The sequence below is a fragment of the Dehalococcoidia bacterium genome (assembly GCA_041653995.1).
In the GTDB taxonomy this organism is placed as follows: Bacteria; Chloroflexota; Dehalococcoidia; order GIF9; family UBA5629; genus CAIMUM01.
This window is the reverse complement of the sequence record JBAZEK010000002.1, coordinates 433,528-452,311: the sequence shown is the minus strand read 5'-3', so window position 1 is coordinate 452,311 and position 18,784 is coordinate 433,528. Positions and strand designations below refer to the sequence as shown.

At 52.7% G+C, this 18,784-nt stretch carries 19 protein-coding genes; 15 read left to right on the top strand and 4 right to left on the bottom strand.

What is annotated here, in order from left to right:
* Positions 1 to 14: 14 nt before the first annotated feature.
* The 3 genes from WC359_08385 to WC359_08375 all read right to left on the bottom strand — a co-directional run bounded on the left by WC359_08385 (position 15) and on the right by WC359_08375 (position 3,515).
* On the bottom strand, positions 15 to 1,088 hold the full coding sequence (locus WC359_08385; GenBank protein MFA5400441.1) for a branched-chain amino acid ABC transporter permease: 1,074 nt from the start codon (positions 1,086 to 1,088) through the stop codon (positions 15 to 17).
* A complete protein-coding gene (locus WC359_08380; GenBank protein ID MFA5400440.1) occupies positions 1,089 to 1,961 on the bottom strand; it encodes a branched-chain amino acid ABC transporter permease in 873 nt (290 codons plus the stop codon).
* Positions 1,962 to 2,162: 201 nt separating this feature from the next.
* Positions 2,163 to 3,515 carry an ABC transporter substrate-binding protein gene (locus WC359_08375; GenBank protein ID MFA5400439.1) on the bottom strand — a complete coding sequence of 451 codons (1,353 nt, stop codon included), beginning with the start codon at positions 3,513 to 3,515 and terminating at the stop codon, positions 2,163 to 2,165.
* A gap of 399 nt (positions 3,516 to 3,914) precedes the next feature.
* Between WC359_08375 and WC359_08370 the strand changes: the two genes are divergently transcribed.
* The 10 genes from WC359_08370 to WC359_08325 all read left to right on the top strand — a co-directional run bounded on the left by WC359_08370 (position 3,915) and on the right by WC359_08325 (position 13,797).
* On the top strand, positions 3,915 to 5,273 hold the full coding sequence (locus tag WC359_08370) for a hypothetical protein (protein ID MFA5400438.1): 1,359 nt from the start codon (positions 3,915 to 3,917) through the stop codon (positions 5,271 to 5,273).
* Complete coding sequence (locus tag WC359_08365; GenBank protein MFA5400437.1) at positions 5,273 to 6,595, top strand: sugar phosphate nucleotidyltransferase; 1,323 nt, start codon at positions 5,273 to 5,275, stop codon at positions 6,593 to 6,595. The genes WC359_08370 and WC359_08365 overlap by 1 nt, the downstream gene beginning before the upstream one ends.
* A gap of 5 nt (positions 6,596 to 6,600) precedes the next feature.
* Entirely contained in the window at positions 6,601 to 7,308 is a 708-nt protein-coding gene (locus tag WC359_08360) for an isoprenyl transferase (GenBank protein ID MFA5400436.1), read from the top strand.
* A 57-nt stretch (positions 7,309 to 7,365) separates the two neighbouring features.
* Complete coding sequence (locus WC359_08355; protein MFA5400435.1) at positions 7,366 to 8,541, top strand: NAD(P)/FAD-dependent oxidoreductase; 1,176 nt, start codon at positions 7,366 to 7,368, stop codon at positions 8,539 to 8,541.
* A gap of 184 nt (positions 8,542 to 8,725) precedes the next feature.
* On the top strand, positions 8,726 to 10,165 hold the full coding sequence (gene nusA, locus WC359_08350; protein MFA5400434.1) for a transcription termination factor NusA: 1,440 nt from the start codon (positions 8,726 to 8,728) through the stop codon (positions 10,163 to 10,165).
* Positions 10,155 to 10,466, top strand: coding sequence for a YlxR family protein (locus WC359_08345; GenBank protein MFA5400433.1), 312 nt, complete (start codon positions 10,155 to 10,157; stop codon positions 10,464 to 10,466). Before nusA ends, WC359_08345 begins: the two co-directional genes overlap by 11 nt.
* The gene (infB, locus tag WC359_08340; protein MFA5400432.1) at positions 10,463 to 12,238 is read left to right on the top strand and encodes a translation initiation factor IF-2; all 1,776 of its coding nucleotides are present in this window, start codon (positions 10,463 to 10,465) and stop codon (positions 12,236 to 12,238) included. The genes WC359_08345 and infB overlap by 4 nt, the downstream gene beginning before the upstream one ends.
* Positions 12,239 to 12,297: 59 nt before the next feature.
* Positions 12,298 to 12,690, top strand: coding sequence for a 30S ribosome-binding factor RbfA (rbfA, locus tag WC359_08335; GenBank protein ID MFA5400431.1), 393 nt, complete (start codon positions 12,298 to 12,300; stop codon positions 12,688 to 12,690).
* Positions 12,659 to 13,549, top strand: coding sequence for a tRNA pseudouridine(55) synthase TruB (gene truB, locus WC359_08330; protein MFA5400430.1), 891 nt, complete (start codon positions 12,659 to 12,661; stop codon positions 13,547 to 13,549). Before rbfA ends, truB begins: the two co-directional genes overlap by 32 nt.
* Positions 13,550 to 13,653: 104 nt before the next feature.
* The gene (locus WC359_08325) at positions 13,654 to 13,797 is read left to right on the top strand and encodes a DUF5679 domain-containing protein (GenBank protein MFA5400429.1); all 144 of its coding nucleotides are present in this window, start codon (positions 13,654 to 13,656) and stop codon (positions 13,795 to 13,797) included.
* A gap of 24 nt (positions 13,798 to 13,821) precedes the next feature.
* Here WC359_08325 and WC359_08320 read toward each other — a convergent pair whose 3' ends face one another.
* Entirely contained in the window at positions 13,822 to 14,502 is a 681-nt protein-coding gene (locus WC359_08320; GenBank protein ID MFA5400428.1) for a histidinol phosphate phosphatase domain-containing protein, read from the bottom strand.
* A 65-nt stretch (positions 14,503 to 14,567) separates the two neighbouring features.
* On the opposite strand from WC359_08320, the gene WC359_08315 reads away from it, so the two are divergent.
* Genes WC359_08315 through WC359_08295 form a run of 5 tightly spaced genes read left to right on the top strand, consistent with a single transcriptional unit; the run spans position 14,568 to position 18,723 of the window.
* Positions 14,568 to 15,554 (top strand): universal stress protein, encoded by a 987-nt coding sequence (locus WC359_08315; GenBank protein MFA5400427.1) that lies wholly within the window; start codon positions 14,568 to 14,570, stop codon positions 15,552 to 15,554.
* A 33-nt stretch (positions 15,555 to 15,587) separates the two neighbouring features.
* Positions 15,588 to 16,694 carry an inositol-3-phosphate synthase gene (locus WC359_08310; protein MFA5400426.1) on the top strand — a complete coding sequence of 369 codons (1,107 nt, stop codon included), beginning with the start codon at positions 15,588 to 15,590 and terminating at the stop codon, positions 16,692 to 16,694.
* On the top strand, positions 16,673 to 17,872 hold the full coding sequence (locus WC359_08305) for a glycosyltransferase family 4 protein (GenBank protein MFA5400425.1): 1,200 nt from the start codon (positions 16,673 to 16,675) through the stop codon (positions 17,870 to 17,872). Before WC359_08310 ends, WC359_08305 begins: the two co-directional genes overlap by 22 nt.
* A gap of 4 nt (positions 17,873 to 17,876) precedes the next feature.
* Positions 17,877 to 18,473, top strand: a complete 597-nt coding sequence (locus WC359_08300; protein MFA5400424.1) for a CDP-alcohol phosphatidyltransferase family protein — start codon at positions 17,877 to 17,879, stop codon at positions 18,471 to 18,473.
* Positions 18,474 to 18,501: 28 nt separating this feature from the next.
* A complete protein-coding gene (locus WC359_08295; protein MFA5400423.1) occupies positions 18,502 to 18,723 on the top strand; it encodes a hypothetical protein in 222 nt (73 codons plus the stop codon).
* Positions 18,724 to 18,784 lie beyond the last annotated feature (61 nt).

Here is an 18,784-nt window from a genome sequence, read left to right as displayed (position 1 = left end):
TCCGCCTATAACACCTAGTGGAGCTCAGCCCCACAAGCCCTGCAATCGCGCCGCCATGATGCATTGGAAAGCTTGCATCGCGGGCATTCGCGCTCAAGTTTATCCCGGACCCATACCGCAAATCCCTCGGGCATAAAGAGCAAGATAATTATCACCAGGAAAGAGAAGATCAGGAAACGCAGGTCGGAGAACATGATATCGGAGCCCGGCCAGACAGGTACACCGAACTGGCGCAGCAGCTCCATCAGGGGAAACAGTATATAAACCCCCACCACGGCCCCGTAAATACTGACTATGCCCCCGAAGACCGTCCATATAATGGCCTGGAATGAGAGCATGAGATCCAGCGTGGCTGGGCCTGCAATCCTGAGGAAATGTGCATATAACCCTCCGGCCAGACCGGCGAAGAAGCCGCCAATAATAAAGGCCAGCAATTTATAGCGAATTGTGTTGATTCCCGTGGCACGGGCGGCGATCTCATCCTCGCGGATGGCGTGCAGGATGATGCCAATCCTGACAAAACCGCTCTTGGCATCAACCAGCTTCCACATGATGAACACGGAGGCAATCATTGCGACCAGCGCTATATAATATTCGACCGTCCTGGAGCCGGCCAGGGCCGGCAGGCCGGATATGCCATGCTCGCCGCCGGTGAAATCAGGGAACGCCTTGATCACGCCCAGCAATATGAGGGGCATGGCCAGTGTGACCAGCGACAGATACGGGCCCCTCAACCTGAGGGCGGGAAGGCACATCAGTACGCCGGCCGCTGTAGCTGCTATCGCTCCTATAGGTATGGTCGCCCAGGGTTGTAGCCCCAGGTTCTTGCTCAGCAGCGCCGCCGTATACGCCGCAACACCGAAGAAAAATGCGTGGCCGAAATTGATCTGTCCGGTATAGCCGGAGATGAAATCCCAGCTTACTGCAAAAATTACGAAGATGTTGACGAGGATGAGTATAAATAATATGTACGATTCCTGGGTAAGAAGGGGGATAAAAAACAGCGTTATTAAAAAGATGAACGCTATTAATCTGCCGGGTATGGCGAATATATCGCCCTGTATATCCTTAAACAGCCTCCTTAACACCTATAGTCTCTCCTCTTCGAAGACTATACCGTAAAGTCCCTCGGGCCTGACCACCAGCAGTATCACCATGACCAGCAGGGCGATGGCCCCGCGCAGGAATGCGCCACCGGGCAGGTAGAAAACCACCGCCGCCTCAACCAGCCCTATGATAAAAGCGCCGATCACGCTGCCCTTAATGCTGCCCAAACCTCCCAGCACAACGATTGCCATGATCATAACCAGCGGGTTCATCCACATATATGGGTAAACGACCCACAACGGCGCCACCACGATGCCGGCGATAGCCGCCAATCCTGCAGCGACGCCCATCGCAATGAACAGTATGCGTGAAACGTTGATGCCCATCAGGTTGGCCACCTCGGTATCCTGGGCGGTAGCCCTGATGGCGATGCCCAGTTTTGTCCTGGTCAGCAGTAACCATATGGCTACCAGCACCACCGCAACAACAGCGATCGTCAACAGATGCTGATACGAGATCTTGACACCCAGCACTTCGATAAAACCCGGGATGAGCGTGGGCGCCTCCCTGAAATGTGCGCCGAAAGCCAGAACCATGCATTCCTGGAAGATGGTGGCAAGCGCAAGCGTAATCAGCATAACGGTCACTTCATGCTCCCGTATCCTGTCAATGAACAGCTTGTAGCTCACCAGCCCGATAACAACCGTGGCAACCAGCGATATAAGAATGGCTGTGAATACATCCAACCCCAGCCTGTAAGTTGTATAGAACATTCCGTAGGCGGCCAGCATGAGAAATGATGTATGTGCCAGGTTAACCATACGGGCTACTCCGAAGATGAGGGAGAAGCCGACTGCCAGCAGAGCATAAACCCCACCCGTTACCAGCGCCTGTATCACAAAGGCCTGAAACATCGCTTACCTAAACCATCCCATCAACTAAAATTTATTTATTATACAGTATTTTTTTCTTTATGCAACGCTATCATCGTATGCGCACAACTGTAGCCTGTTTAAAGTCGATACCCGGCAATGCAGTTAAAACGCTCGGGTTTATAGAGGCTGGCAGGCCGCAAATAAACAACGAGCCTGCCAGCCATAGCCTGTGAAAGCTTGTTACTGAGTTGCAGCCGGAGCCGCCGGTTGACTGAATTTCTGCACTACAGTCGGATTGATAACGTAGGGCTGGATTCCGGGATAATCCACTTTCTCCCATCCTCCGGACCCGACTCCGAGAGCCGGCCATACGCCAACCTGTTTGCCGTCAATCCATTCAATACCGATGCCGGTAACATAGCCCGGGCCGTAAACCAGGTCATGCGGCGCCTGGAATTTTTTCTCGTCGAAATCCATGCCGTAGTACATGACCCTGCCGGATGTGCCCTGGTAATCAGTCTTTTCGATTATGGGAACCAGCAGGTCTGCGTCAAGAGTCTGCCCCTTCTCGATGGCACCTTTCATGATATAGATGGCATCATAGGTTGCAGCGGTGTATGCGGGGGGTTGCCCGAATTTTTTCTCGAAATTCTCGAAGAACGGTTTGGTCTTATCCGTTATGGCAATACCGGGAGCATAGGTATTCAGCGTCATGACGTAGTTGCCCTTACCTCCCGTAGCCTCCCAGAACCCGAACTTCTGAGCTTCCACCACGATACCCACTATCGCAGCAGGTATCTGCATCTCGCCGGCCTGTTTGCTGAAGGTCACTCCCACCGGGCCTGAGAAGGTGGGGAATATAATGTGAGGATTGGTGGCTGCTATTGCCGTCAGCTCAGCGTTCACGTCAGTAGCGGTGTCGGACGGCCTCCACACGCCGGTTACTTCCATGCCCATCTTGGGTATGGTTGCTTCAGCGGTTTTCACCATGGCGTCCGCCCAGGTAAGTTTTTCTGCCACTATGGCGACCCTGAGCTTGTCGGTGATGTTCAACTGCTTCTTCAAGGCGCCTGCCACCATGCCGAGCATGAGGAAATCCGAATTGACCAGATAATACTCGTTGTAAGGTGTGCCCTTGAAGAAATACTTGTAACGGTCATAATTTTCCGCGACCTTCATCTGCAGGGACCTCGTGGCTGCGCCGCAGTTGATGAAGATCGTCTTGTAGTTCATGGCTACTTCCTGCATGGGGAAGACACCCTCTGTCCTGAAGCCGCCAACTACAAAATTGGGCTTGTCTACGGTCAACAGCCTCTCCATGGCCGAGGCGGCGTCCGTGGGGCTGAGGATCTCGTTCGAATCCGCCTTGATCAATTCTATCTGGTACATCTTCCCGTTTAAATTCACGCCGCCCGCAGCGTTGATCTCATCTCGGGCCATTTGCGCACCCATCCAGTGATGTTCCCCTTCAAGGAACTTCATGGGGCCGATTACACCCACCTTGATAACATCTTTTTGTTGCGGCGCGCAGGCAGGCAGCACAAGAGCAATAATAAGGATACTGACAAAAGAAATAAGGAAAAAGCGTTTCATCCACTAACCTCCTTTAAATAATTCCCTGATCCTTGAACCGGCGGAAATCTATAGTCCCCGCGGACTATATCTGGCTCGCAATAATTGCTACTATTTAAAAGCTGGCACCTCCTTCCCTTTTTTTCAGACTGCTGCAATACCCATAGCATCCACAAATAACCGGAAGAGCAATATTTGAATATGGTCCCGTTAAAGCTAAAACCCTGCATCCGACCACATCTATGCATTATACAATATACGTCAAGTTATTTACATGTCCGCATTCACAGATTAATGCCCGCATTTTAATATCCCCGGCGCTGCCGGGCGGGTTTTCGTTGACTCATACACCCTGATTGACATTCGCAGGCAGAGGCATTACCATCATTTACCGATATCCATCAAATGCAACAGGGGTACATGAATATGGCACTCTTCGGCACCAGCGGGATCAGGGGTGTGGTCAACCAGGACCTTACTCCCGAGTTATGCAAAAACGTGGGCAGCGCGCTGGGCACACTGCTTCCCGCCGGCGCAACGGTCTGTCTGGGTATGGATTCCCGCCTCAGTCGGGAGATGATCAGAGCGGCCGTAACAGAGGGTTTATTAGGCGCCGGCGTTAATGTGGCCCAGGCAGGTATCGTTCCTACACCGGCCCTGGCTTTGCTGACACGCGAAATGAATTTCAACGCGGGCGTCATGATCACGGCATCGCACAATCCACCCGAGTTCAACGGCATTAAGCTTTTCAACCATGACGCCATCGGATACGGGCGGTCCCAGGAGGAGGAGGTCGAGAAAATCTTCAACAGCGGCTCTTTCAGAACCGGTCGGGCCGGAGCTGTAACACACTTTCCCCACATGAAAGACCGGTATATTGAATTCATCAAAGCCCTTGTCAGCGGCTGGGACTTCAACCTTGATATGAAGCTGCTGATAGATCCCGGCAACGGCGCCGCAGCAGGGCTGGCTGGCGATATTTTTAAACAGCTGGGATTCACTGTATTCACAATTAACGATACGCCGGACGGCCGCTTTCCCGGACGCAGCCCGGAACCCAAAGAGGATACTCTGCAGGGATCTATCAAATTCCTGCGGCAGAAGGACGCCGATCTCGCCATTTGCTTTGACGGCGACGCTGACCGTGTAGTTTTCTGCGATCAGACGGGTTTTCTGGGCTTCAACGAGATGATTGCCTTTATTTCGAGGGCGGCCATCAAATCATCGGGTAAGCAATTAATCGCTACCACCGTAGAGAGCGGCATGCTGCTTGAACTGGCCATAAAAGACCTGGGGGGCAGGGTTATCAGGGGCAAGGTGGGCGATGTATTTGCAGCACATCTGGCCCAGGATAATAACGCCGCGCTCGGCGTGGAATCCGTAGGCGTCTATATACTGCCGCAGGCAGGCTATTATCCCGAAAGTATCTTTGCCGCCTTGACCCTGCTGCGTTCGATAAAACGCGCCAGCGACATCCGCTCTTTTCTGGCTACTCTGCCGCCGCTGTTTTTTCTCAAAGATAAAATATCCTGTGCAAATGAAAACAAGTCGAATGTCATGGCAAAGATCAGGCAGCAGTCGCATAAACTCCAAGCCGCTTCACTAAATGACCTGGACGGCCTGCGCTTTGAATTCGCAGAGGGCTGGTTACTGATACGTGCCAGCGGAACCGAGCCCGCCATACGCGTCCTGGCTGAAGCCAACAGCCAGCAACACGCGCGCAGTCTTCTCAATATGGGGCTTTCTGTGCTCAAAGATGCAGCCAGAGGATTAGCCTGATGAAAGTCGTCTTTCTCTGCGGGGGTGTGGGCAAAAGGATGTTCCCTATTACAGAGGATAAGTTCCTGCTCGATTTTATGGGGAAACCGTTACTGGAACACCAGGTGGAACTGGCCCGAAAAGCCGGGCTGAATAACTTCGTCATGGTGGGTAATCCGGATAATATGCAACATATAAAACAGATTGCCGGGTCCATAACCGGAGCTGAGTTCGAATTCGTAGTTCAGTCACAGCCGCTGGGCATCGCCGACGCCCTGAAGTCGGCAGCCAACATTCTGGACGGTGCGATTATTGTCGTCAATCCCAACGATGTTTTCGACGGCGCCGCTTACCACGCGCTTCTGGATGCCTACCGCAGCCGGAAGGCCACGTCCTATATCATCGGATACGAGGTAAGCCGGTATTTTCCGGGGGGTTACCTCGCTGTGAACGGGGATAGCGAGCTTACGCAGATAGTGGAAAAGCCCGAGCCGGGAACTGAGCCCGGTAACCTTGTAAATATTCTCCTGCACCTTCATACCGATATGCACAAGCTTTTTGAATATATAGACATCGTTAAAACCACGCGTGATGACGTCTACGAATGCGCTATGGACGGCATGGTCAGGCACGCCTATAAAATTAAAGTGGTCAGGTACAATGGTTTCTGGGCTCCCATCAAATACCCGTGGCATATCTTTGACATAGTCAGGTACTTCCTCGACTCGGCTGAACGACAGATCGATCCGTCGCTCTCTATATCGGATCGGGCAACTTTATCCGGCAAAGCAATAATAGGCAAAAACGTGCGTATACTTGAGAATGCTGTGGTGCGAGGACCGGTTTACATCGGCCCTAACACGATAATAGGCAACGGCGCGCTGGTCAGGGAGTACAGCCACATCGGCGCAAATTGTGTGGTCGGATTTTCTACTGAGATAAAAAACTCCTATACCGGCGATGACTGCTGGTTTCACTCATCGTATATAGGTGATTCCATTATCGGCAACCGCTGTTCATTCGGGGCGGGCAGCGTAACGGCCAATTTCCGCTTTGATCGGGCGGATATACCGGTCAAATACGGAGGTCAAAGAGTATCAACCGGCAGAGACCATTTCGGTGCTATCATCGGAGATGACTGCAAGACTGGTATTAATTCAGGCATCCTGCCCGGACGCAAGGTCGGTCCCAACTCCACCGTAGGATCGCATGTCTGTCTTGTCAGCGACCTTGAACCCGATATGACAGTGTTGAATCAATTCAGCCACCAGTATATCAAGAGACCTCCCGCGGCAAAGGATACACCCTCGAAACAGGATGGGGCCGGGGAGCAGGGCCTTTGACAGGCCTGTCAAAGAAACAAAGGCTGCCTCAGCATGTGGCCATTGTAATGGATGGAAATGGCAGGTGGGCCTCCCGTAGGCGCAAACCACGCCTGTACGGTCACAAGCAGGGTGCGCTTCATGCGCGCGATTTTGTGGAGATCTTCGCTGAATACGGGATCCCTTACCTGACTCTTTATGCTTTCTCGACCGAAAATTGGAGCAGACCCAAGGCAGAGGTTGACGGCATAATCAAACTCCTCTCCGAAAACCTCGACCGGGCGGTTAAGATAGCTCACGAGCAGAATATCCGCATCCGTCACCTTGGCAAAGAAGACCGGCTGCCGGAAGCAATTCGAAGAAAAGCCCGGGCCGCTATCGAAAAGACCAGCAATAACTCCGGCCTGACGGTTAATGTCGCCTTCAATTACGGGGGCAGGAGCGAAATAGTCAACGCTGCGCAGCAAATCATACGCAGCAGAATTAAATCCGATAGCCTGGATGAACATGTTTTCTCAAGATATCTGTACACGGCCGGAATACCCGACCCCGATCTTTTCATAAGGACCGGTGGAGAGATGCGCATAAGCAATTTTCTTATCTGGCAGTCGGCATACGCCGAACTCTATTTCACGCCGGTGCTCTGGCCCGACTTCGGCCGCGATGAGCTTGAGAAAGCGCTGACTGACTTCGGCAGACGTCAGCGCAGGTTCGGCGGATTAAAGTCGCAATAACCTCGATTATCAAGCCGGGCTGAGGGTGCATCCATCCGAACATATTTGGGTACAACCATGTATGACATAATTGTGATCGGCGCCGGCATAACCGGGAGCTATGCTGCTCAAGAGCTTGCCCGACTGGGACACTCAGTCGCAGTTCTGGAAAAACATCCGGAGCCGGGCCATAAAACAAGCTGTACCGGAATAATAAGCCGGGCCTGCCTCGATATGCTGCCCGGCTCACACAGCGTAATCCAGAATGAGGCGAGGTCGGCCAAAGTCTTTTCGCCGGCAGGCAACCATGTCAGAATTGAACGTGAGACCACTCAGGCTTACATCCTTGATCGTACGGCGCTCGACCGGCTCGTAGCGGAACAGGCCGGTAAAACCGGGGTTGATTATTTCTTTTCCTCGCTCGCCACCGGCCTGCAAAGCGACGATAGCGGCATTTATGTTAAAGCCACGCAGGGCTCAAGGCCGCTGGAATTGTCCGCCCGGGCTTGTGTGATTGCCTGCGGGCCGTCGCCGGATCTGATAGGGCAGATCGGCCTGGGACGGATTCGCGAGTATGCACACGGCGCTCAGACAGAGGTAACCTGTAAGAATATCGATGAGGTAGAGGTATACTCGGGCAGGCACATAGCGCCGGGATTCTTTGCCTGGCTGGTGCCGACACATGCCGGCAAAGCCAAAGCCGGCCTTTTAAGCAACAGAAATCCGGGACCTTCAATCGCCGCTTTCCTGAGATATCTTGAGGGGCGAGGGAAAATACTTCCCACCTCCCCTGATATTAGTTACGGCTCTATCCCTCTTAAGCCGCTGACAAAGACTTATACTGATCGTGTATTAGTGGTCGGCGATGCCGCTGGACAGACCAAGCCTACTACAGGCGGAGGAATCTATTTTGGACTTATCTGTGCAGGGATAGCCGTGCGAACACTCGATGAATCACTCAAGGCCGGGGACCTTTCAACCAAACGTCTTGCGCTTTACCAGAAACGCTGGCATAAAATCCTGAAGCATGAGCTTGACATAGATTACTGGGCGCACCGATTTTATCAAGGCCTGACAGATCGTCAGTCCGAACATATCTTCCAGGTCATCCTGCACCATGGTATACACGAGTCCCTGCTGACCTCCCCGGACATCACCTTTGACTGGCACAGCAAAGTAATTCTGGATGCCATCAGGCACCGTTCTCTGCAACGGTCGCTGGTAAAATTCAAGCTGTTCCCGCCACCCGCTTAACCGTTTAATCCGTCTTGACATCGACAGTCTGTTGCCGCCGGTCAATGCGCCGTACGCGGGCAGCGTTTGCATTTCCATTAGAGATGTGATACTATTTTAATGAATTCAATACTCGTCCAAAAAGTGGGTCCTTGTACCCACTTTTTTATTGAGAAAAAATGCATATTGAGGGAGTTTGGCAACGATGGTAAAGACCGAGTTTATGAATGCCCTCATGCAGCTTGCGGCAGAGAAAAATCTGCCCAAGGAGATAGTCCTTACTGCGCTGGAATCAGCCATGGTTTCAGCCTACCGCAAAGAATCATTCACGCACGGTGAGGATATAGCAGTTAAAATCCATCCTGTTTCAGGTGAAGTTAAGCTCACCATGAAAATGGTGGTCTCCGAAGCTCCCGAAGACGAGTACCGCGAGATCTCCCTCAAAGAGGCCAAAAAGAAAGACAAGACCCTCAAGGCCGGCGACACTATTGTCACTGAGCTGCCACCCCCCAATGCCGGCCGCATACCCGCACAGATCGCCAAGCAGGTGATTCTCCAGAAGCTTCATGATGCAGAGCGAGGGGCTATCTATGAAGAGTACGTGGGCAAGGAGGGCGAGATCGTTACCGGCACCGTGCAGCGCGTTACACCCGAGCATGTTGTCATTGATATCGGCAAGACAGAGGCAGTCATACCCCAGAACGAGAAGTCTCCAACCGAGCGTTACCGCCAGGGTCAGCGCCTCAAGCTTTACATTGTTGAGGTAGCGCGTACCACCAGGGGTCCGCAGGTGATTGCCTCCAGGGCGCATCGCAATCTGCTGAGGGATCTGCTTATACTTGAAATACCCGAAATCGCTGGAGGCACAGTAGAGATCAAAGGCGTAGCCAGAGAGGCCGGTTACCGCAGCAAAGTTGCCGTGTTCTCGCGCCAGAGCGGCATCGACCCGGTGGGCTGTTGCGTAGGACTGCGGGGAATACGGATTCAGAACATAGTCAATGAGCTGAACGGCGAGAAGATCGACGTGGTACAGTGGTCCGATGATCCCCGCATTTTTATAGGTAACGCCCTCAGTCCGGCTCAGGTTTTAAGCGTCACCCTTAACGCGACCGAGACCACGGCCCTGGTTAAGGTGCCGGATAAGCATCTCTCTCTGGCTATCGGCAAGGAGGGGCAGAATGTCCGCCTCGCTGCCAAACTGACAGGCTGGCGTATCGATATCAAGAGCGCCTCGGAGATGGAAGCCGAGAAGGCGGCACAAAAGGAGGATGTGACCGGGTCCGAGGTTATTGAACAGGCTGAAGGTATACTGGAAGCTGGAGTCCCTGTTCCTGAAGAAGAAACCGTGGAGGAACCTGCTACCGGAGAGGAAAAGGGACCTGAAGGTGAGGCCTCTGTTGCCGCAGCAGATGGCGAAGCGAAGCCCGAAGGCGTAGGCATCGAAATTTTAATGTCTGTTGACGCAGCTCTGCCGCAGCAGCCATCCAAGATCCGTTTCGCCGAGGAGATCATGGCCGGCAGAAATGGGAAATCACGGAAGAAAGAGGCGCCCAAGAAAGAAGAGGGAAAGGACGCGGGCGTCAAGACCAAGAAAACCAAAGCCAAGAAGAAAACGTATTACGAAGATGAAGACTTTGAGGGTTGAACATAAGCCGCAGCAACCTCGGATCAGGCATGTGCCGGAGCGCACCTGCATCGCTTGCCGGAGAAAGGCAGGAAAACGTGAGCTCGTCCGCCTGGTATGTTCAGGTGCAGCTATTGAGGCCGACCTGAAAGGGAAAAAGCCGGGACGCGGCGTCTACCTCTGCCCCTCGAGAGAATGCTGGGAAAAGGGATTTAAAAGCAATCGTGTTGAGCATGGATTGCGTACAAATTTATCTGAAGATAACCGGCTTCTGCTGCTGGAATACGGTAGAGGCCTGACAAAGAAGGAAAGTACTCAATGAAAAACAGGCAGGAACAAGCGCCGGGCGAGAACACGTCCGGTAAGTCGCAAATAGGATTACCCCCGGTAATAACGGTCAAACAGCTTGCCGATCAGATGGGCGTAAGCGGAATTGAGATAATCAAACAATTGATGCGCAGCGGCATAATGGCCAACATCAACCAGTCGCTGGACTACGAAGTCGCCTCAAAACTGGTAGCTGAATTCGGTTTCACTGCTAAGAAGCTGCTGGCCGGCGCCCAGGGCAGGCAGAAGGTGTCCCCGCTGAACGCCAAACTGCACTCTCGCCCGCCGGTTATCACCATCATGGGTCATGTCGATCACGGCAAAACAAGTCTATTGGATGCCATCCGTCAGACCAACGTGGCTGATGGAGAGGCAGGCGCCATCACCCAACATATAGGCGCTTACCAGGTCGAGATGAAAGGCCGCAAGATTACTTTCCTTGATACACCCGGCCATGAAGCGTTCACCGCTATGCGTGCCAGGGGCGCCAGGGCCACGGATATAGCTGTCCTGGTAGTAGCTGCAGACGATGGCGTTATGCCTCAGACTATCGAGGCGCTGGATCATGCGCGGGCGGCGGGCGTAAGTATAGTCGTAGCGCTCAATAAAATCGACAAGGCCAATGCCAATCCCGACCGCATCAAGCAGCAGCTTTCTGACCTCGGTGTGGTAATCGAGGAATGGGGCGGCGATGTAATCTGTGTTCCCGTTTCGGCCAAGAAGAAACAGGGCATCGACGACCTGCTGGAGAACCTTCTGCTGGTTGCCGATATCCTGGAGCTTAAGGCGGAGGTGGATTGTCCCGCTGAAGGCATAGTTATAGAGGCCAAGCTTGATAAAAATCGTGGTCCCTTAGCAACGCTACTGGTGCAAAAAGGCATCCTCAAAACGGGTGATAACCTTGTCATAGGCACCGTAGGCGGCAAGATCAAGGCCATGTTCGATGACGATGGAAAAAATATACGTAAAGCTGAGCCGGCAACTCCTGTGGAAATCCTGGGTATGAATTCTGTACCCGATGCGGGCCAGGTATTCCAGGTTGTGAGCGATGAAAAGGAAGCTAAAGCTCTGATCGAGAAAAACAGGAACGCCGGGCTGGCCACGACCACGTCCAGGGGCGTCAGCCTCACGGCGGTAGCCGCGCAGGCCAGCGCAGGCGAGATAAAGGAGCTGAATATCATCCTCAAGACCGACGTGCATGGCAGCATCGAGCCGATCAAGGATTCGCTGGAGCGCCTGAGCAATGACAAAACCAGGGTCAAGGTCATCCATACGGGCACCGGCGCCATTACAGAGAGCAATATACTGCTGGCGGCGGCCTCCCGGGCGGTTGTAATAGGATTCAACAGCAAGCTTGAAACCGGCGCCGTACGCATGGCTGAACAGGAGAAGATCAGCGTTCGCCAGTATAATGTGATCTACAAGCTTATTGAAGATGTGGAAAAGGCGCTTGAAGGACTGCTTGAACCGGAATACATTGATGTAGTGGCCGGCCAGGCGGAGGTCCGAGCCGTATTCGAGGCCGGCAAGAAAGGCCGGATTGCCGGCTCACAGATCAAAGAAGGCAAGGCAACCAGAGATTCACTGGTCAGGATCATACGCGGAGGTAAGGTGATAGCTGAATCCAAGGTAGCCGGCCTGCGACGCTTCAAGGACGATGTCAAAGAGGTTGCGACTGGGATGGAATGCGGTGTGAAACTTGAAAATTTCAATGATCTCGAGGTCGGCGATATCCTACAATTCGTCCGCCAGGAAAAGGTGGACTGATAACCATTTCAACGAATAATCACTGATCCTTTGCCCCAAATATTACCACGGAGAATGTCATGACCAGGCGCACAGAACGTCTAAATCATTTAATCCAGATCGAAATCAGCGATATGCTGCGCAAGCATATCAACGATCCCCGTCTCAATGGCTTGATCAGCGTAACTGAAGTCGAGATCTCCAACGATCTTAAAAATGCTCGTGTATCCATCAGCACCCTGGGAGACACACTGGACCGGAACGAGGTGTTGAAAGGCTTTAACTCGGCTGCCGGCTACATGAGGCGCGAGCTGGCCCACCGCCTGAATATCAGGGTCACTCCCGAACTCAGCTTTGAATTTGATGACTCCATCGAGCACGGCGTTAACCTTATCAGTTTGATCGATAGGGTAGCAGCGGAGGATAAAAAAAGTGGGGCGGATGGGCTTAAACGGTCTGCTAAACGTAAATAAGCCCCCCGGCTGCTCATCGTTCAGCATCGTGGCTGGAGTTCGCCGCCTGAGCGGTGAGAGACGAGTCGGTCATGCCGGTACGCTCGATCCAGCTGCCAGCGGCGTTCTCCCCATTTGCCTGGGGCAGGCCACCCGCGTTGCTGAATACCTCATGGAGTACCCCAAGGAATATCTGGCAGGGATCGAACTGGGCTTAAGCACTGATACATATGACGGCGAAGGCCGTATTATCGCTCGCGGCGTATTGCATAATATATCTCGCACAATGATAGAAGATGCGCTCCGCGCATTTATGGGAGATATAATACAGGTGCCGCCGGCCTTCAGCGCCGTTAAAATCAATGGCAGGAAGTCTTACGCACTGGCCAGAGCCGGCCGCGCGGTAACCCTTCAACCGCGCAGGGTCCACATCCATGATATCGAGATCATAGCTTTTGACCTGCCTTACCTGAAACTGAGAATATCCTGCTCAAAAGGTACGTATATACGATCGCTGGCCAATGACCTGGGCGTGAACCTCGGTTGCCACGCTTATCTTAAGGACCTGGAACGCACCTCGTACGGACCGTTTAAAATAGCGGGTGCCGTCACCCCCGGTCAATTACATGAAGCAGCTGAGGAGGGCCGCCTGGAGCAACTTCTTTTCCCGCTGGATTTTGCGCTGACCGGCGGCAGGGTGTATCTTGATGAGATACAGGCCGCCAGCGTAGCAAAAGGCCTCGATATCCCTCTCGATATATATGATCCATACTCAAAGAATTACTGCTCCGCTTATACTCAGGACGGTCGCCTGCTGGCCGTAATGAAATTCACGGCCGAAAATGGTCTGTGGCATCCCCAAAAGGTTTTCGACCTGTAAAACGGCAAAAGCTTTTTACCTTGCTATCTGTGTTTGCTTGACATACCTAACCTTATTGGATATATTAGCCTTAAGAGCTATAAAATAGCTTCAGGAGGTGCTCCATGACCCAGGCTTACTGCTTCAAGGATAGGAAAAAGGTAGAGATCAAGAATCCTGTGAATGTAAAACTGAAGAATGGAAGGCCGGCGACCAAAGGCGTTTGCCCGATCTGCGGGACCAAAGTATTTCGTATCGGCAAAAGCTAAGTCGCAAATTCCCCGGTTCTGTTCTCAGGACCGCCGCCTGATCCTTTGAAGAAGCTTCATCGGGTTGTGCTCCAGTATCTGATCGATCTCCCGGCTGTTGACACCAGCCTGGATCAGAGTTTCATTTGCCAGGGCAGTCGTCAGCAGATCGTCCTCACTATGGCTGTCCGAGTTCAACAACATCAATGCCCCAGCTGCACGGGCCATCTTAGCCACATGCGCATTGGTAACGCAGTGACCCCGTCTTGTAGTAATCTCAATAAAAACCTCGTTCTTTGCAGCGAGCTCTGCCACCTCGGAAGTCATATGGCCGGGGTGTGCCAGTATATCGACATATTTTGATTTCACAGCCGCAAGATTTGTCCCTTCCTCAACCGGCTCAACGGGTGATTCGCCGTGAACTACTACAAGCCTTGCTCCCAGTTCTTTGGCTCTCTTTGCCAGTCCGTCAATGGCCTCATGGGGCACATGCGTGAGTTCAACACCGGGCACAGCTACAATATCCCAGTGAGAGCCGGACAGTTCGCAGTCCCGGCTTACCTCTTTTATAATCCTTTCCAGTCCACCGGCTCCTATATGATCGGTTACTGCGATAGCCGAATATCCTCTCACCACGGCACGTCGGATTAACTCCAGTGTGGAAAGGGCGCCGTCGCTGTGAAAGGTGTGCGAGTGGAAGTCATATATCACGCTATAAGTTAGCATAAAAATCTCGTGTAATTCAAGAACAGTATAATAATCTGTTATAATAAAGCGGATTTTCAGCGGACATGTTTAAGAAAATACTGGTCCCGCTCGATGGTTCCACCGAGGCGGAGACCGTACTTCCATACGTCAGGGACATTGCCATCAGGTTTGACTCGGAGGTTGATATCCTGGGAGTCGGGCTCGGCAGTAAAAGGCGCAGAGTCAATCAGCTACTGGACAACTATGTACACCACGCAGTCGAGCATCTTCAGAAGAACGACATAACCTGCAGGGCTGTGCTGCTTTACAGCGACTCGCATCAAGAGCTGCTCAATTACACGGAGGTCACCGCCCTGGAGCACGAGATAAAAGCCAAGGGTCGGATGCTTTACGGTGGTCCGCCCGAGAGCATCCTCGCTTATTCACGCGATCACCACGTGAACCTCATCATTATGGCCACGCATGGGATCGGCGGCCTTCGCAGATGGTGGCTGGGCAGCGTATTTGAAAAGGTGGTCTCCCGGGCAACCGTGCCTGTACTGGGTATACACAGCAAACAGGTGAGGGAAATGGACAGGGACAGAAAGGCCACTTTCAAGCGTATCCTCGCACCCCTGGACGGATCTGAGACAGGCGGGGCGGCTATGCATGATGCCGAGGCCGTAGCTCTCAAGACCGGCGCTTCGATAGTGCTGGTCCATGTTCTGCCCGCGCCTCATGCCATCGAGGCACGCTGGCTGGGTCCCGAATTTAACGGATTCGTTAAAGCCATGCACGATGCAGGACAGAAATACCTCGATAAAGTCGACACACGGCTAAGAGACAGGGGCCTCGATGTAAAAGTCAGGATCGTATCGGGTGATCCCGCCGGCAAAATTATTGAAGTGGCCAGAGAAGAAAAGGCCGACCTCATCGCCATGTCCACACATGGCAGGAGCGGCATCGCGCGCTGGGTGCTGGGCAGCGTGGCAGACAAGATATTGCATGAGGCCAGAATCCCTATGTGGCTTGTGAGACCACGTCAGATCATCAAAGAGATGCTTAAAGATAGTGGCCAGGACGGCAAGTGAGCCTGCCGCCTGAGCCGGTAAGGAGTTAACCAGATGGGAAAAATAAACGTAGCCATTATTGGAGTCGGCAATTGTGCTTCCTCCTTCGTCCAGGGAGTGCATTATTACAAGAAAGCCAAGGACGATGAGTTCGTGCCGGGCCTTATGCATATCAACCTGGGAGGCTACCACATCAAGGATATCAACTTCGTGGCGGCTATAGACATCGATCGTAACAAGGTTGGCAAAGACCTTGCAGAGGCCATTTTCACCGCACCCAACAATACATATAAATTCTGTGATGTCCCCACTACCGGCGTAAAGGTGGTGCGGGGCATGACCCATGACGGACTGGGTAAATACCTCGGTAAAATCATTGAGAAGGCGCCGGGACCCACGGCCAATATCGTTAATATACTTAAAGAGGTCAAAGCGGATGTCGCAATCAACTACCTGCCGGTCGGCAGCGAAGAGGCGACAAAATGGTATGTCGAACAACTTCTCAACGCGGGTGTGGGACTGGTCAATTGCATCCCCGTCTTCATAGCGCGGGAGCCGTACTGGCACAACCGTTTCCATGAAGCCGGCCTGCCGGTTATCGGCGACGATATCAAGTCCCAGGTCGGCGCTACGATCGTTCACCGCGTACTTACACGTCTTTTTCGGGATCGCGGCGTCAAGTTGGAGCGCACCTACCAGCTCAATTTCGGAGGCAATACCGATTTCTATAACATGCTGGAGCGCGAGCGCCTTGAGTCCAAGAAAATATCCAAAACCAACGCCGTCACATCCCAGATAGACTATGAAATGAATCCCGATAATATACATGTCGGCCCCAGCGACTATGTGCCCTGGCTGCTGGACCGCAAGTTCTGCCATATCAGAATGGAGGGTCGCACCTTTGGCGATGTGCCTCTTAACCTTGAATGCAAGCTTGAGGTCTGGGACAGCCCCAACTCCGCGGGCGTGGTGATTGATGCCATCCGCTGCCTCAAGATTGCCAGGGACCGCGGTCTGGCCGGATCCATCGTAGCCCCCAGCTCCTATTTCATGAAATCACCGCCCATCCAGTATTCAGACGACGAAGCACGCAGGCGCGTTGAACAGTTTATAACAGGGCAAGAACAGCAGAAGCCCATTTGCCTGCCGGATTCAGCGTAGGGCCATCAGGCGCTGAAAAAGGGAAAGTAGAAGGGTTCTGTTATGGCAGTATGATGAAAATCGGGCTGGTTTCGCCATACGATTACTCTCATCCCGGCGGTGTCATCTACCACATATCGTACCTGGCTCACCATTTTCATATGATGGGCCATTCTGTTAAGATCATCGCCCCGGTGCGCAGGAAAAGCGTGCGCTATTTCGATGAAGAGGTTACCGCCGTCGGCCGTCCCATACCTATACCATACGGCGGCACCACGGCGCGCATTGCACTCTCCCCCTGGTTGCCATATCAGGTCCGGCGCGTACTGGACAGGGAAGAATTTCAGATTATTCACCTGCACGAACCTTTCATCCCTATGCTCTGTCTCAGCACTCTTATTGAATCAAAGTCGATAAACGTGGGCACTTTTCACGCATGCCACGAAAAATCGAGCATGTACTGGCTGAACCGCTCTACCATGCGTAAACTCGGCGCCAAGCTGCATGGAAAAATCACTGTCTCAAAGCCGGCTCGCGATTACATATCCAAATATCTAACGGCCGACTATCGCATCATACCCAACGGAGTGGATATCCATCTTTTCTACCCTGATGGACCGATCATGGACGAGTTTAAAGACGATCGGCTCAATATTCTTTTCGTGGGCAGGCTGGAAGAACGCAAGGGAGTGGGCGACTTGATCCGCGCCTGTTCCCTCGTGAAGAAGGATTTCCCCAATTTCCGGCTGATCATTGCAGGCCCTGGTCTCATGCTGCGCCTCCAGTATAAAACCATGGCAAAAATGCTTTTAAACGACCGCGCGGTATTCACGCACTACGTCACTTTCGATGACCTGCCGAAGTTATACCGCACAGCCGATATTTTCTGCGCCCCGGCCACCGGTGGCGAAAGCTTTGGCATGGTTCTGCTGGAGGCCATGGCAAGCGGTACACCCGTGGTGGCAACCGATATTCCGGGCTATGCCAGTGTGGTTACACACGGCCAGGAGGGTTTACTGGCCCGGCCACATAATCCGCGATCAGTGGCGGACTGTTTGTTAAAACTACTGAACGACAAGCAATTAAGACTATCGATGGCGGAGAGGGGAGTGGCCACGGCTAATAAATACTGCTGGGAAAACGTTAGCCGCCAGGTCGTCGATTACTACACCTCCATCTCCTCGAACTTAAAAGGATAAAGAAGTGTCAAGTTTCCAGGAATTACGCAGGAAAGCCGGCCGCTTAATCACCGATCCGCTGGTCCCTTTCATCAGCAAGCTGAGATTAACGCCCGATATTATGACCACTATCGGCCTGGTGATAAACCTGATAGCTGCAGTTGTTGTAGGATTCGGCCATCTCGTGGCAGGAGCCCTTATATTTTTACTGGCCGGGCTGTTCGATCTGCTGGACGGTGCGCTTGCCCGCTATATGCAGAAGACTTCCAGTTTCGGGGCGCTCTTCGACTCCACCGTCGACAGAATCACCGAAGGGGCGATGTTCTTAAGCTTTATCTTCATCACCGGTACCGGTGTTTGGCCTTTCAATGTCACATTACAGCTGGTGCTTATATTCCTGGCCATGATCGGATCATTTCTGACCAGTTATATCAGGGCCAGGGCCGAGGGACTTAATATCGATTGCACGGTCGGCTTGTTTACGCGTGTTGAGAGGGTTATAATATTAGCGCTCGGACTGCTCCTAAACCAGGTGTTCATAGCACTGGCCATAGTGGTAGTCCTTTCTTTTGTGACCGTCGGGCAGCGGTTTATACACGTCTGGCGGCAGGCAAAAAAATAAAAGGAGTACACATTAATAGGGCGGAGCTATGAGCGACCGGGTATTCGAGATGAGCCTCACTTCCCTGATTGTATTGGTGTTTGCATGGATCATTGCCGGCATCGGCCTGGCAGTAATAGGTATTCGCTGGATTAATGTGGATATGCCTTTGCTGGTATTTCTCACCTTACTCGCAGGCTTTGCCGTGCTGATTTTCGCAGGCGGCGTCCTTCTCCATGTCTGGGGCAAGAGTTATATGTCCCGGGGTTGATAATTAAGGTTTCCCTGAATTTGTGTGTTATTGAATCTGCAAGTACGTCTGTTTCAGGATT

Coding starts and splice junctions, on each gene's coding strand:
- WC359_08380 (MFA5400440.1), bottom strand. CDS start 1,961: ATGTTTCAGGCCTTTGTGATACAGGCGCTGGTAACGGGTGGGGTTTAT.
- WC359_08375 (MFA5400439.1), bottom strand. CDS start 3,515: ATGAAACGCTTTTTCCTTATTTCTTTTGTCAGTATCCTTATTATTGCT.
- WC359_08370 (MFA5400438.1), top strand. CDS start 3,915: ATGAATATGGCACTCTTCGGCACCAGCGGGATCAGGGGTGTGGTCAAC.
- WC359_08365 (MFA5400437.1), top strand. CDS start 5,273: ATGAAAGTCGTCTTTCTCTGCGGGGGTGTGGGCAAAAGGATGTTCCCT.
- WC359_08355 (MFA5400435.1), top strand. CDS start 7,366: ATGTATGACATAATTGTGATCGGCGCCGGCATAACCGGGAGCTATGCT.
- nusA (MFA5400434.1), top strand. CDS start 8,726: ATGGTAAAGACCGAGTTTATGAATGCCCTCATGCAGCTTGCGGCAGAG.
- infB (MFA5400432.1), top strand. CDS start 10,463: ATGAAAAACAGGCAGGAACAAGCGCCGGGCGAGAACACGTCCGGTAAG.
- rbfA (MFA5400431.1), top strand. CDS start 12,298: ATGACCAGGCGCACAGAACGTCTAAATCATTTAATCCAGATCGAAATC.
- truB (MFA5400430.1), top strand. CDS start 12,659: ATGGGCTTAAACGGTCTGCTAAACGTAAATAAGCCCCCCGGCTGCTCA.
- WC359_08325 (MFA5400429.1), top strand. CDS start 13,654: ATGACCCAGGCTTACTGCTTCAAGGATAGGAAAAAGGTAGAGATCAAG.
- WC359_08320 (MFA5400428.1), bottom strand. CDS start 14,502: ATGCTAACTTATAGCGTGATATATGACTTCCACTCGCACACCTTTCAC.
- WC359_08315 (MFA5400427.1), top strand. CDS start 14,568: ATGTTTAAGAAAATACTGGTCCCGCTCGATGGTTCCACCGAGGCGGAG.
- WC359_08310 (MFA5400426.1), top strand. CDS start 15,588: ATGGGAAAAATAAACGTAGCCATTATTGGAGTCGGCAATTGTGCTTCC.
- WC359_08295 (MFA5400423.1), top strand. CDS start 18,502: ATGAGCGACCGGGTATTCGAGATGAGCCTCACTTCCCTGATTGTATTG.